This window comes from Paraburkholderia sp. IW21 (genome assembly GCF_041321145.1).
Classification (GTDB): Bacteria; Pseudomonadota; Gammaproteobacteria; order Burkholderiales; family Burkholderiaceae; genus Paraburkholderia.
The window spans coordinates 370,203-384,035 of the sequence record NZ_JBGGWA010000004.1; the positions used below are offsets into that span (position 1 = coordinate 370,203).

General features: G+C 61.6%; 13 protein-coding genes. 5 read left to right on the plus strand and 8 right to left on the minus strand.

Annotated features, from left to right (window positions below; all coding sequences use genetic code 11):
* Positions 1 to 18: 18 nt before the first annotated feature.
* Both ACAX43_RS12090 and queF read left to right on the plus strand, forming a co-directional pair.
* A complete protein-coding gene (locus ACAX43_RS12090; protein WP_370708634.1) occupies positions 19 to 921 on the plus strand; it encodes a 5'-nucleotidase in 903 nt (300 codons plus the stop codon).
* Positions 918 to 1,742: an NADPH-dependent 7-cyano-7-deazaguanine reductase QueF gene (gene queF / locus ACAX43_RS12095; RefSeq protein ID WP_370708850.1), complete on the plus strand. Its 825-nt coding sequence runs from the start codon at positions 918 to 920 to the stop codon at positions 1,740 to 1,742. The genes ACAX43_RS12090 and queF overlap by 4 nt, the downstream gene beginning before the upstream one ends.
* A gap of 185 nt (positions 1,743 to 1,927) precedes the next feature.
* Here queF and ACAX43_RS12100 read toward each other — a convergent pair whose 3' ends face one another.
* The 3 genes from ACAX43_RS12100 to ACAX43_RS12110 form a co-directional block, all read right to left on the minus strand.
* Complete coding sequence (locus ACAX43_RS12100; protein WP_370708851.1) at positions 1,928 to 2,314, minus strand: RidA family protein; 387 nt, start codon at positions 2,312 to 2,314, stop codon at positions 1,928 to 1,930.
* 75 nt (positions 2,315 to 2,389) lie between these two features.
* Positions 2,390 to 3,871 carry an amidohydrolase family protein gene (locus ACAX43_RS12105; protein WP_370708635.1) on the minus strand — a complete coding sequence of 494 codons (1,482 nt, stop codon included), beginning with the start codon at positions 3,869 to 3,871 and terminating at the stop codon, positions 2,390 to 2,392.
* Positions 3,872 to 3,874: 3 nt separating this feature from the next.
* On the minus strand, positions 3,875 to 4,765 hold the full coding sequence (locus ACAX43_RS12110; RefSeq protein ID WP_370708636.1) for a MurR/RpiR family transcriptional regulator: 891 nt from the start codon (positions 4,763 to 4,765) through the stop codon (positions 3,875 to 3,877).
* Positions 4,766 to 4,911: 146 nt separating this feature from the next.
* Here ACAX43_RS12110 and ACAX43_RS12115 point away from each other — a divergent pair, with 146 nt between their 5' ends.
* Entirely contained in the window at positions 4,912 to 6,189 is a 1,278-nt protein-coding gene (locus tag ACAX43_RS12115) for an amino acid deaminase (RefSeq protein WP_370708637.1), read from the plus strand.
* 93 nt (positions 6,190 to 6,282) lie between these two features.
* Here ACAX43_RS12115 and ACAX43_RS12120 read toward each other — a convergent pair whose 3' ends face one another.
* Complete coding sequence (locus tag ACAX43_RS12120) at positions 6,283 to 6,789, minus strand: MarR family winged helix-turn-helix transcriptional regulator (RefSeq protein WP_370708638.1); 507 nt, start codon at positions 6,787 to 6,789, stop codon at positions 6,283 to 6,285.
* 33 nt (positions 6,790 to 6,822) lie between these two features.
* Positions 6,823 to 8,418: an MDR family MFS transporter gene (locus ACAX43_RS12125; RefSeq protein ID WP_370708639.1), complete on the minus strand. Its 1,596-nt coding sequence runs from the start codon at positions 8,416 to 8,418 to the stop codon at positions 6,823 to 6,825.
* A 141-nt stretch (positions 8,419 to 8,559) separates the two neighbouring features.
* On the opposite strand from ACAX43_RS12125, the gene ACAX43_RS12130 reads away from it, so the two are divergent.
* Positions 8,560 to 9,402: an EcsC family protein gene (locus ACAX43_RS12130; RefSeq protein ID WP_370708640.1), complete on the plus strand. Its 843-nt coding sequence runs from the start codon at positions 8,560 to 8,562 to the stop codon at positions 9,400 to 9,402.
* Here ACAX43_RS12130 and ACAX43_RS12135 read toward each other — a convergent pair.
* The 3 genes from ACAX43_RS12135 to ACAX43_RS12145 all read right to left on the minus strand — a co-directional run bounded on the left by ACAX43_RS12135 (position 9,372) and on the right by ACAX43_RS12145 (position 12,201).
* Positions 9,372 to 10,337 (minus strand): alpha/beta hydrolase, encoded by a 966-nt coding sequence (locus tag ACAX43_RS12135; RefSeq protein WP_370708641.1) that lies wholly within the window; start codon positions 10,335 to 10,337, stop codon positions 9,372 to 9,374. The two genes, ACAX43_RS12130 and ACAX43_RS12135, sit on opposite strands and share 31 nt — an antisense overlap.
* 115 nt (positions 10,338 to 10,452) lie before the next feature.
* A complete protein-coding gene (locus ACAX43_RS12140) occupies positions 10,453 to 10,887 on the minus strand; it encodes a CHRD domain-containing protein (protein ID WP_370708642.1) in 435 nt (144 codons plus the stop codon).
* A gap of 186 nt (positions 10,888 to 11,073) precedes the next feature.
* Positions 11,074 to 12,201, minus strand: coding sequence for a porin (locus tag ACAX43_RS12145; RefSeq protein WP_370708643.1), 1,128 nt, complete (start codon positions 12,199 to 12,201; stop codon positions 11,074 to 11,076).
* A gap of 496 nt (positions 12,202 to 12,697) precedes the next feature.
* Between ACAX43_RS12145 and ACAX43_RS12150 the strand changes: the two genes are divergently transcribed.
* On the plus strand, positions 12,698 to 13,633 hold the full coding sequence (locus ACAX43_RS12150) for a LysR family transcriptional regulator (protein WP_370708644.1): 936 nt from the start codon (positions 12,698 to 12,700) through the stop codon (positions 13,631 to 13,633).
* Positions 13,634 to 13,833 lie beyond the last annotated feature (200 nt).

The window sequence follows — 13,833 nt, forward strand, 5'->3', positions numbered from 1 at the left end:
TTGGACTGAAACGCGCAGATGGCTCTTTCGCTCGCTGACAAACTGGTAGTGGCAATCTCGTCGCGCGCGCTGTTCGACTTTGAAGAAGAGAACTGCGTGTACGAGGAAGGCAATCTGCGGGCCTATGAAGCGTTGCAGCGCGAGCGGCTGGCCGTGCCCGCCAAACCGGGCGTGGCGTTTCCGCTGATCCGCAAGCTGCTGGCACTGAACGCCGGCGGCCATCGCGTTGAAGTGGTGATCCTGTCGCGCAGCGATCCGATCAGCGGACTGCGCGCATTTCATTCGTGCAGGGAATACGGACTGGCGATCGAGCGCGGTGTGTTTACGCGTGGACGCGCGCCATTCGGCTATCTGAAGCCGTTGAACGCCTCGCTGTTTTTGTCCGCGAATCAGGACGACGTGCGCGACGCTTTGGCCGCCGGATTTCCGGCCGCGCGCGTCTTGCCCGAATCGGCGAAAATGGCAAGCAAGTATCCAGACGAGATCCGGATTGCGTTCGACGGCGACGCCGTGCTGTTTTCCGATGAAGCCGAGCGTGTGTTTCAGAAAGACGGCTTGCGGGCATTCGTTGGCCATGAGATTCACAATAAGGATTTGCCGCTCGCGGATGGGCCGTTGAAGCCGCTGCTCGAAGCGCTGCACCGGCTGCAGAAACTCGCGGACGAAGCCGCACCGATGCATATTCGTACGGCATTGGTGACGGCGCGCTCAGCCCCGGCGCATGAGCGTGCGATCCGCACATTGATGGCGTGGAACATCGAAATCGACGAAGCGATGTTCCTCGGCGGCCTCGACAAGAGCGCATTTTTGCGCGAGTTCGAGCCGGACTTTTTCTTCGACGACCAAATTGGCCATTGCGAATCGGCCCGCGTCGTGACGGCGACGGGGCACGTGCTGAGTGGCATCGTGAACGCATCATGACACCCGAACAATCACCGCTGGGTAAGCCCTCTGCTTACACCGAACACTATGACGCTTCGCTGCTCTTTCCGATTGCGCGCAAGAACGCGCGCGACGCGATCGGGATTGGCGCGCAGTTGCCGTTTTTCGGCACGGACATCTGGAATGCTTACGAGCTTTCCTGGTTGAATGCGCGCGGCAAGCCGCAGATCGCGGTGGCGACTTTTTTCGTGCCGGCCGATTCGCCGAATATTGTCGAGTCGAAGTCGTTCAAGCTTTATCTGGGGTCTTTTGCGCAGACGGCTTTTGAGTCGATGGAGGTTGTGCGGGACACGATCAAGCGCGATGTTTCCGCTTCTTGCGGCGCGGCCGTTTCTGTTCATCTGACGGCGCCATATGAATTCGGCAAGCTGCGGATGGAAGAGTTCGAAGGCTTGTCGCTGGATCGACTCGATCTCGATACCGATGTTTATCAGCCTGATGCCTCATTGCTCAAGGCTGCGCTCGACGAAGCGCCCGTTGAAGAGACGTTGTTTTCCAACTTGCTGAAGTCGAATTGTCCGGTGACTGGCCAGCCTGACTGGGGCACCGTGCAGATTCATTACGTCGGGCCGCAGATCGATCATGCGGGTTTGCTGAGGTACATCATTTCCTATCGGAATCACACTGGGTTTCATGAGCAGTGTGTCGAGCGGATTTTTATCGATGTGATGAAGGTGTGCAAGCCGGTTAAGCTTGCTGTTTATGCGCGGTATACGCGGCGCGGGGGGCTGGACATCAATCCGTTCCGCACCAACTACAATTTGCCGATGCCGGATAATATGCGGTTGGCTCGGCAATAGGGTTGAGCGGTTTTGCCTGCGGCGCTTGGTGTATGTGTTTTTATGGCTGTGTCCTTGCTTGTTTTGTTAGTGGTCTATTAGTGTTGCCCCTGTGCGGGGCGGCACTAATAGACCACTAACAAATCAAGAAAAGGCCAACCCACAAGCGCCCAGACAACCAGCATAACGAAGCAAATCAACAACCTTTACGCCGAAGGCTTCTTATAAGCGACGCAGTCAACCTCAACCCTGCAATCAATCACCATCGAAGAAACCACACAAGCGCGCGCCGGCGGATTGTCGCCAAAATACTCGCGAAACACTTTGTTGAAAGACGCGAAGTCACGCGGATCATCGAGCCACACGCCGCAGCGGACAACATGCTCCGCCCCATAGCCGGCTTCCTTCAGAATCGCGAACACATTCTGAATCGCCTTGTGCGATTGCTCAACGATGCCACCGTTGATCACCTCACCGTTTTCCATCGGCGTCTGCCCCGAAACGAACAGCCAGCCATCCGCTTCGACAGCCCGTGCAAAGGGCATATGTTGACCACCGGTACCCTTGCCGCCTTCAACGCCATATCGCTTCATCATCCAACTCCTTAAAAAGTCCGGCACGCGGCGCAAGCAACGCCACACCGCCTGCCACATCAATCAGAAAAAAAATCAAAACGCGCCGTGCGCATCACCTTTCGACGCCGCGCCGCGCGCCACAAAATGCCCTGCCCGCTCGCCCGTCACGGCTCCATCTCGGTAGGACAGCACGCCATTCACCCACACCGCATCAATGCCGTCCGCCGCCTGTTGCGGCTTCTCAAAGGTCGCCGCATCGCGCACCTTGGCCGGGTCGAACAAAACCAGGTCCGCGTGATAACCGATATGCACCTCGCCCCGCTGCGCCAAACCAAACCGGCGCGCGGACAAGCTGGTCATCTTGCGCACCGCCTCTTCAAGCGGCAACAACTTCGCATCGCGCACGTAGTGACCAAGCACGCGCGGAAACGCGCCCCATAAGCGCGGATGCGGCAGCGGATCGTTCGGCAAACCATCTGAGCCCACCATCGTCGCGGGATGCGACAGGATCCGCCGCACGTCGTCCTCGGACATGTTGTGATACACCGCGCCCGCCGGCTGCAAGCGCTTACCGGCCTCCTGCTGCGTGACGCCCCACTCGGCGGCAATTTCCTTGATCAGTTTGCCTGCCATCTCCGGATGCGGCTCGGACCACGTGATCGTGATGTCGATGTCGCCCGTCACCTGGTTCACGTCGAGGGTGGACGAACTGCGGTTGTACGGATAGCAATCGCAACCGAGCGGCTGCAAACGGCGCGCACCTTCCAGCGACTTCAGCACCTCTTCGCTGCGCCCCCAGTTCGACGGCCCCGCACACTTCAGATGCGAAATCACCACCGGCACATGCGCGTGACGGCCCACCCGGTACGCTTCGTCCATCGCGTCGAGAATCGCGTCGAACTCGGTGCGCATGTGCGTCGTGTAGAGGGCGCCAGCGGCGGCGAGCGGCTCGGCCAGTGCCATCACTTCTTCGGTCGGCGCGGAGAAGGCGGATCCGTACGCGAGTCCCGAGCTCAGACCCAGCGCGCCGTTCGACAACGCCTCTTCGAGTTGCGCGCGCATCCGGTCGATTTCATCCGCCGTCGCCGCGCGATCGAGCCGGTCCATCTGGTTGCTGCGCAACGCCGTATGTCCGATCAGCGCGCCGACATTCACCGCCGGGCGCGCGGCGTTCACCGCTTCGACGTATGCCGCGAAAGTCGGATACCTGAACGCGTCGCGCTCGCCGAGCAGGTTCATCGGATCGGGCGGATCGCCCTTCAGCGAAACCGGCGACGCGCTAATTCCGCAGTTGCCGACGATCACCGTCGTCACGCCCTGGGTGACCTTCGGCAGCATCTGCGGCGAAAGGATCACGTGCGTGTCGTCATGCGTGTGAACGTCGATGAAGCCCGGCGCCAGCGCGCGGCCCTCGGCCTCGATCACCTCTTCGGCGAGCCAGTTCGACAGATTGCCGATCGCGACGATGCGGCCGTCGCGGACCGCGACGTCGCGTTCGACCGGCGGCGCGCCCGTGCCGTCGTACAGTTGTGCGCCGACGATCAGCGTATCGGCGGCTTCGGGATGCGAATGCATGGATCAGTCTCCTAACGGTTGTCGATCGCCGCCGCCACGGTGCGCGTCGAGCGCGTGCTTCATGCGGCGCAGCAATTCCCGGCTCTCGTCACCCTGACTGACGGCAAGTTCGGTGACGAGCACATCGAGCGCCATCATCATCGCGTAGCGCGACGACGACGGCTTGTAAATGAAATCGGTCTCAAACGCGACGATCGGGATCACCCAGTCGGCCAGCTTGGCAAGCGGCGAGGCGGGCGCGGTCAGCGCGATCACGGTCGCGCCGTAGCTGCGCGCGATCTTGCAGTTCTCGACCATCTCGGGCACACGCCCGGTGGTGGACAGCGCGATCACCACACACTCGCGCGACACGGTGCTTGCCACCATGCGCTGCAACAAGCCGTCCTGATAGGTCGCGACAGGCCGGCCGAGGCGCACGAGCCTGAAGCGCATCTCGTCCGCGAGCGCGGTCGAGCCGCCGCCCATGCCGAACACATAGATCATCCGCGCTGCGCGCAACGCGGCCGCAGCGTCGTCTAAAGGCGCCTGGCGCAGCAGTTGGTGGTTATGGGCAAGCGCGGTCTGGAGTTCGTCGAACACGCGAGTGGCGATGGGCTCGGGCGCGTCGGTGGGTCCGCCCGCTTGCAGGAAGCGCTGGCCGACAGCGGCCGCCTGCGCGAGCCGCAGCTTCAACTCCCGCACGTCGCGGCAACCCACCGCCTTGGCAAAGCGCGTCACAGTCGCGACGCTCACCGCCGCCTGCTGCGCGAGCGCGCCGATGCTGGCGCGCGACGCACCGGTCAGATCGTCGAGAATCAGTGCCGCGACCTTGCGCTCAGCCGAGCGCAGTTCCGGCGCGCACTCGGCAATACGCGCGACGATGTCGAAAGCCAGCGGTTCGGCAGTGGAGTTCATCTGAATTATGGGGACGCAGCGCAGCCCCTCGTGGGCGGGGCCATGCAAACTTTGGTACTAAATAACATTTTTTCAACCATCGTACTTTCGGTAACATAGTAAAGTCAACTTTGATTCAATTTAACTGGACGATGGAGCAGGGAGACATGAAAGTTACAAACTATCAGGGCGCAACGATTGATCCTTATAGCAAGGGCTTGGGCATGGTTCCGGGCACCAGCATTCAACTCATGGATGCCACGCGCCTCGAGTGGAACCTGTTGAATGAAGACGTGAGCCTGCCCGCTGCCGTGCTGTACGCGGATCGTGTGGAACACAACTTGAAGTGGATGCAGGCGTTCGTCGCGGAATACGGCGTCAAGCTCGCGCCGCACGGCAAGACCACCATGGCGCCGCAGCTATTTCGCCGCCAGCTTGAAACCGGCGCATGGGGCATCACGCTCGCCACCGCGCATCAGGTGCGCGCGGCGTATCACGGCGGCGTCTCGCGGATTCTGATGGCCAATCAGCTGGTCGGCCGCCGCAACATGATGATGGTCGCCGAGTTGCTGAGCGACCCTGATTTCGAATTTTTCTGCCTCGTGGATTCGGTTGAAGGCGTGGAGCAGTTGGGCGAGTTTTTCACGTCGGTACGCAAGACGCTGCAAGTATTGCTCGAGCTCGGCGTGCCGGGCGGCCGCACCGGCGTGCGCGACGAAGCGCAGCGCAACGCGGTGCTCGAGGCGATTGCGCGCTATCCGGATGTGTTGAAGCTGGCGGGCGTCGAACTGTATGAAGGCGTGCTGAAAGAAGAGCACGAAGTACGCGAGTTCCTGCAAAGCGCCGTCGCGGTGACGCGCGAACTCGTCGAGCAGGGGCGTTTTGCCCGCATGCCGGCCGTGCTGTCGGGCGCGGGTTCGGCCTGGTATGACGTGGTCGCGGAAGAATTCGTCAAGGCATCGGAGACCGGCAAGGTCGAAGTCGTGCTGCGCCCTGGCTGCTACCTGACGCACGACGTCGGCATCTACCGCAAAGCGCAGACGGACATCTTCGCGCGCAATCCGGTCGCGAAGAAAATGGGCGAAGGCTTGCTGCCCGCGCTGCAACTGTGGGCGTATGTGCAATCGATTCCCGAACCGGATCGCGCGATCATCGGTCTCGGCAAACGCGATTCCGCTTTCGATGCAGGGATGCCGGAACCGGCACGCCACTATCGTCCGGGCACTGAAGCACCGCGCGATATCGCGGCGAGCGAGGGTTGGGAGATTTTCGGCTTGATGGACCAGCACGCGTATCTGCGGATTCCCGCGGGTGCCGATCTGAAGGTGGGCGACATGATCGCGTTCGACATCTCGCATCCATGCCTGACGTTCGACAAGTGGCGTCAGGTGCTGGTGGTCGATCCGTCGTATCGCGTCACTGAGGTGATCGAAACGTTCTTCTGAGCTGACAACTGGGCCCGCGTACGGCGCGCGTCACGGCAACGTGGCGCGCCGCGCGTGGCCGCCTTGTTGCTGAATCGGCTGCTTGATCGTTCGTTAAGCCTGATGCGATGCCGGTTCAATGTCCGCCGCGCGAGGCGCTTGCGACGCAACCGTGTCCGCGGCTGCGGCCGTCGCCGCCACTTCGCCGATCCGCACTTCCAGTATCTTCAAGGCCCCGGACAGCGCGCCCAGCGCGTCGTCCGGCAACGCGGCCATTGTGTCGTGCAGAAATGCGTTGCGGCGCGGCAAGCTCGCTTCGGTCGCCGACTGCCCCGCTTCGGTCAAGCGCACGTTGGTCACGCGGTTATCGCGCGTATCCATGCTGCGAGCAATCCAGCCCAGTCCCTCAAGCGCTTTCAACTGCCGCGTGAGCGCGCCCGGATCGACGCGCAAGCGCTCCACCAACCGCTTCTGCGACGACTCGCCGGCCTGCTCGTGCAGCGCGAGCAGAATGCGCCAGCGCGGCAGAGGATGCCCAACCTGTGCCTCGAACGCCGACATGAATGCCCGATAAGTGCGGCCGAATTGTTGCATGACGGCGACGCGGTCCTGTTTTTCCATGATCTGTCAGTAAAACGGTAAGTCTAAAAAAAATCAGTCCGCGTGAATCACCGGCTCGAGCTTGCGCAGGAGCTTGATCGGCGGCACACGGCGGCTTTGCCACACCGACACCACAGCGATGATCGCTGCCAGTGCGAGGCCCAGGTGAATCGCTGCAACGAGCGCCTCGCGCGCGCTTTCGAGCAGCACCGCGCCGTTGTGGCCCGCATGCGTCAACTGATTGAGCAAGGTGGTTTGCGCATCGCGATTGATCAGGATTTGCGGGTCGCCTAGATCGGAGAACCATTGCAACGCATGATCGTTTTGCAACGCGCTGCGTACGCCGCTCGCGTACATATGGCTGATCAGCGCGCCGGTCAGCGCCGTACCGATCATGCCGCCGATCATCCGCAGCGACTGCAGCAGCGCAGTCGCAATCCCGAGGTGTTCACGGCCCGCCGTCTGCTGCGCGAAGATTGTCAGGTTCGGCATCACGAAGCCGAGACCGAGACCGCCGATCACCATGAACGACATCAACAGCCATTGCGGCATGGAACGCGTCGCGACCACCACGCCGAGGCATGCCAGCGCTACCAGTGCGAAACCGATGTACAGCATCAGATTCGGATTCCGCACGCGCGAGACGATGCGGCCATTGGTGATACTGCCGATCGTGATGAACACGACGAGCGGCGTAATGACGAGCCCCGCTTCTTTCGGCGACATCCCGAAGCCGCCCTGAAACAGCAACGGCGCGTAAAACAGCAGCGAGAACATCGTGAAGCCGCCCAGCACGGCGAGCGTGAAGAGCGCGGCAAGACTGCGGTTGCGGAACATGTCGACCGGCAGGATCGCCGTCGGGCAGCGTTTTTCCCACTGCCATAACCCGTATGCCGAGGCGGCGCTCAGCACGAGCAGCGCAAAGACGCTCAAGGTCACGCCGTGCTTCGGCAACAGCTCGACGAACAACTGCAGCGAGCCGAGCGCCACGGCGATCAGCAGCGCGCCGGGCCAATCGAGCCGCATCTTGCCCTCGTGCTCGATGTGCCGCAAATGCGGCAGGAAACGCCACACGAAAAACAGCGACAGCAAGCCGACCGGCAGATTCACATAGAACACCGAGCGCCAGCCGTAATACTGCGTGAGAAAACCACCCAGTGACGGCCCGACCGCATTCGCAATACCGAACGCCGAACTCATCAGCACCTGCCAGCGCAGCCGCACGACCGAGTCGGGGAAAAGATCAGGAATGCACGCGAATGCCGTGCCGACCAGCATGCCGCCGCCGATGCCCTGCAAGCCACGCGCGAGCACGAGGAACAGCATGTTGTTAGCGGCGCCGCACAGTACGGAAGCCCCCGTGAACACGACGATCGATGCGATCACGAAGGGCTTGCGCCCGTAGTAATCGCCGAGTCGGCCGAAAATCGGCACGGTAATCACCGAGGTCAGCAAATACGACGTGGCGACCCACGCGTAAAGCTCGAAACCCTTCAGTTCCGAGACGATAGTGGGCAACGCGGTGCCGACCACCGTCTGGTCGAGGGCAACCAGCATGGTGACGAAGGAAATGCCGAGCATCGCCAAAAGCGATTCACGGAAAGGCAAAACTTGCCCACTCGAATGGTGGGCCGCGGTATGGACAGCCATTTTTGATAGAGCAACAGTTGACTCGTCAAATAATCGGGAATCATACCACGAGAGCAATGCTCTAAGCTGGAACCCGCCGGCGTGGTTCAGAGCGCCGGCAATCGACTGAAGAATGGACAACACGTGACGCCCGGGAGGCACATGGAGCCGAGTTCGCTCGCAACACACTCGTTATCGGACGAAGACCTGAGCGCGCTGCGACGCGCGAAACACGAACTGGAGAGCCCCGCGCTGGCGATGAAGCTAGCCAGCATCGTCGGTTCGCCACTCGAGAAGCTGCTCTCGCGCATGCCGGCTTTCGCCAACGAAAAGGTCACGGATGCGACGGAGCTGGCGTTACGCAAGTGCCTGTCGATTGCGTTGCGCACGCTTGGGCGGCAGGCCGGCGCCTCGCCTTTGATCGTGCCCGACAAGCCGAGCAACCTGCTGCACAAGTTCGCCGTGGCGACCACCGGCGCGGCCGGCGGCGCATTCGGACTGTTCGCGCTGCCCGTCGAGTTGCCGGTCACGACCACGCTGATGTTTCGCTCGATCTGCGACATCGCGCGCAGCGAGGGCGAGGATCTGACGTCGATCGACACGCAGTTGCAATGCCTGACGGTGCTCGGCATGGGCGGCGCCTCGAAAGCCGACGACGACGCCGACTTCGGCTACTTCATCATGCGCGGCGCGCTGGCGCAGGCGGTGTCGAAGGCCTCATCCGAAATCGCGACGAAGGGCGTCACCGCGCATGGCTCAGCGGCCTTGCTGCGCCTGCTCAACACGATCGCCGCGCGCTTTTCGGTGCAGGTGAGCGAACAGATCGCCGCCAAATCGATTCCAGCGATCGGCGCGGTGCTCGGCGCGATGGTCAATACGGTGTTCATCGACCACTTCCAGCAGGTCGCGCACGGCCACTTCACCGTGCGTCGGCTGGAGCGGCAATACAGCCAGGAGACGGTCGAAGCCGCCTATCAGGCGATTGATGTCACGCTGGCTGGTTGAGCGGCCTTCGTTGCACCGCTCGTCACACGCCGCACAAAAGCCGCTGCCCGGTCGAGCGCGCGGTTCGCTTCGGGAATGAACGGCGAGAAAATCGGCCAGACGTGCGGCATCTTCTTCCACACTTCGAATTCGCAGTCGACGCCCGCCGCGCGCGCCTTGTCGGCGACACGTTGTGAGTCGTCCAGCAAGACCTCGGTGCTGCCCGCCATGATGAAGAGCGGCGGCAAGCCGTGCAGGTCGGCATAAACCGGTGAAGCGTAGGGATGCGTGGCGGGCGTGTCGCCGAGGTAGATCTTCGCTGCAAGTGCAATGGCGGGACCGCTGAACATGGGATCGCGGCCGTCGTTGGTGCGGAGGGTCGCGCCGGCAGCGGCAAGATCGGTCCATGGAGAGAACAGCAGGCAGCCCGCCGGCAAGGGATCGCCGGCATCGCGCAAAGCAACCAGCGCGGCCAGCGCAAGGCCGCCGCCCGCTGAATCGCCCGAAATTACGATCGACTCGGGCGGCGTGCCGTCGGCGACCAACCGGCGGTAAGCCGCGGTCGCATCGTCGAGCGCGGCGGGAAAGCGATGCTCGGGCGCGAGGCGGTAGTCGAGCGAAAAGACCGGCGCATTGGCGCGAGTCGCCAGGCCGTAGACGATCGAGCGATGCGTGCGCGGCGAACAGAAGTAATAACCGCCGCCGTGGCAATACAGTACGGTCGGGCCATTCCGGGAAGTTGAAGCGCTGTCGGTGCGCTCGACCCACTCGCCCTGCAGCGGCCGATCATGCGGCCCGTACAATTCGCGCAGACGCCAGCCGCCAGGCACGCGCGGCGACCAAGCGCGCTTGGCCGTGAGCGCGCGTGCTTTCTCGACATTGATGCGTGGGACGAGTGTTTCCGGTCGAAACTGTCTACGCAGATACCAGCACGCGAGTGCACTTTGCCAGCTCATTGGGACACGCTCCTTCGATAGTGTCCCCATGGTACGTGCGTTCGCCGCTGCGCCGGTGGACCACGGCTTCTAATCCTGAAAAGCGCCCTCTCCACCGGCAAGGCTTTCCTTGAGCCTAGTTAGCCGGCAAAACCTGCCCGCGAATCTCGCCCATCGGATTCTGTGCAGTATGGACGTTGAAGTACCACTGCCCCGCCATCAGATCCGTCACCTGCTGTTCGGTGAGCGCGGCAGATCCTTTGATCGGGCTCGCAAGCTCGCCTTTCTCGATGGGCACCTGGACCTTGGCGTTCTGCCCGACTGGTGCGGGACCGTGGAAATGCGCGGCGGTTGCCGGGCCGCTCAGCCCTTCATAGGTGATCGTCCATTGAAGGGATTTGGTCGACGTATCGAACGTGGCGTTCAACATACCGTGCCCGTGGCTCACTCGCGGCGGCACTTCGCTCGACGGCTCGAGATCGGCCTTCAACGCCACCGTATCCGCGAAGGCGACGCCCGACGCCAACGCCCACATCACCACGGCAAGATTCATTTTTCGAAGCGCAATCATGGTCTTCTCCGGACTTTGTTGCACCGCCGCACCGAGATTTCGACCGCGCGCGGAGCACCACATACTAGTGCAAATCCGTCGAACCTGTTGGCGCCAGCAGTCACATGACGCGGCCGCCTTGGCCGTTCGCACGCGCCCAAGAAAAAAGCACCGCGAACGGTGCTTTCCTCTTCCCACAGCAACGCTTTAGAAGCGGTGACGGATACCCGTCGTCACGACCACCTGATTCTTGCTCGACGACGGTGCGTCGGTGCCGAACACTTGCGCGCCGACCGTGTTGCCGTCGGCACCGATATGGGCGACGCCTTCTGCGTACAGGTCGGTACGCCGGGACAGCGCGTAGTCAGCCTGCAAACCGAACTGGTTCCAGTGGCTCGACCCGTTGGTCGTGCCAGGCGTGTGCTGCAACGCTTGCGTGTACGTGTAAGCCGCGCCGAACGCCAGCGCCGGCGTCACGTTGTAGCGCGCGTTGACTTCGTAGTTGTTGAACCGTACCGAAGCGTCGTTGTACGCGAAGTCGAAGCGGCTTTGCGTGTAGACGAGGCCGACCGTTGCCGGGCCGAATGCATAGCTGCCGCCCGCGCCCCACGTGCGCTGCCGCTGACGTTCACCCGCCACGCCGATGTTCGGTGCACCGTCCTGGATCGCACCGTTGGCATTGCCGCCCATACCCTGAGCCTGCAAGTAGCCGGCCGCCAGTTTCAGGCCACCGTTCGAGTAGCCCATGCCTGCGCTGTAGGCGCGATCGTTTGCGAAGGCGCCTGCCTGGTTCGAGAATCCATACAGGCCGCTGAACGAGAAGCCGCCGTAGTTCACGCTTTGGTACTTCACCGAGTTGTTGATGCGCATGGACGCATTGGCGTTGTCGTTATCGCCGCGATGGGCGAAGTACGTGCCGCCCCAGCTGCCGGTCGCCGTCAGCGGACCGAGATAGTCGACCACCGAGTCGTACTGACGGCCCAGCGTCAGCGTGCCGTAGTCGCTCGAGATACCCGCGAACGCCTGACGGCCGAAGCTGCGGCCGCCTTGCGCGGTCGTGCCGTTGGCCACGCTAAAGCCGTTTTCCAACGTGAAGACTGCCGCGTAACCGCCGCCGAGATCTTCACGACCGCGCAGGCCCCAACGGCTACCCGACAGATTGCCGCTCGTCAGGCCATACGACGCGCCGTGCTTCGACGCATCGCTAGCCGAGACTTCGTTGTTGACATAGGTGAAGCCGGCGTCGACGATGCCGTAGAGCGTCACGCTGCTCTGTGCATTGGCCGCGCTAGCGAACGTCGCGGAAACCGCCGCGAAAATCAGGATCTTTTTCATATTGTTCCAAATGACGTGTGGTTATTGAGTCTTCGACTCGATTTATATGCACAGCACGATTGCAGGCTGGGGACGGACTCCATCCAGTAGCGTTCACCTCACCCCGCTTGATCTGCCGACCGGAGTTTAGGTGTCCAGCTTTCACGGACACTACGAGCATTCACACAAAAGATTTTTTGAATTATTCAAAAACTCGGCGTGGCGATCTCGGCGATCCTTGAGCCGCAAGGCGGCACATTTATCTCGTTTTATATTTAGTGATACTTATCTAAATAAAGCGTTGCGACCTCACCACATCATGCATTCTGAATTCTCTTAACTCCCATTCGGCCAGTTCTTGTGCCGGCCATTCCTTGTGGCAATTACCATACTCCCCTCATGCGTGCGCCACTTCCTCGCACTGGGCAACTGCCGCCATCAGCGGGTCGCCACGCGTCCCACCGAACACGGGCATTTCCACCCACCCAGGCGCTTCCCGTTCAAGCCAACTTTTACGATGAATCAGCTGCAGGCCATGCGCGTCTTTCTGAAAGTCGCCGAAATCGGTTCTTTCGGCCGCGCAGCGGCGAGTCTGGATCTCTCCAATGCGGTGGTGACACGCTACGTCGCGCTGCTCGAAACGCACCTCGATACGCGACTTGTCAATCGAACCACACGCAGCCTGTCGCTGACCGAAGCCGGCCTCGCCTATGCCGAGGGCTGCCGGCAACTTCTCGAACGACTGGAAGCGATAGAGTCGAGCGTCTCCCAAAGTGCAAACGATCCGTCCGGCACGCTAAAACTCGTGGCCGTGGCGTCGTTCTCGCTGTTTGCGTTGACCCCGCTTCTTGAGCGCTATCGCTTGCAGTGTCCGCGAGTCAAACTGTCGGTGACGCTGCTGCATCGGCCGGTGGATCTGATTGAAGAGGGGTTCGACGTCGGTATCGTGGTGCCGGGGCAGGTCAGCGGCGGCACGTTGATCAAGCGAGCATTGTTCAAGGTCCACTCGGTCGCAGTTGCCTCGCCGACCTACCTCGCCGTGCATGGGACGCCGGCCACCCCCGCTCAATTTGCCACGCACCCGTTTCTGGCGCCATCAGCCAATGTTCACAGCGCGGAGTGGTGCTTCGTCGATGCGAACGGAATAGAGGAAGCCGTCAATATGGAGGCCGCCTACGTCGTCAACAACGCGGTGATGTTGCGCCAGGCGGCGCTCGCCGACATGGGCATTACCATCCTGCCGGAGAATCATGTTTCCGCGGATCTGACGAACGGTGCGCTCGTGCAGGTGCTGCCGGACTACCAAATCAAAGGTGCGGACAAGGAGGTCTCGCTGGTGTACCCCGGGCGCCGCCATGTGTCCGCCAAAACGCGCTCGTTCGTCGAATTCACCGTCGACTATTTTCGAAACAAATACGCGTCGACGCCTTCATCGATATTTACAAACAGTTAATTGCGGAATTCGTAATGAATCTTCTACGCAGTCCCGGTTATGCTTCCGACTGCGAGAAGTGACTCCTTCATCGAGGGATGTCTCCAAATCTTTAACGCGGCTTCGGCCGCGTTTTTTTTGCCCTTTCAATTCGTCCGCCAGATTCGCTCTCAAGCACGCGCCAAGTGCGATTGTCCAGGTGGGGCGCGATCGCCCCGCAT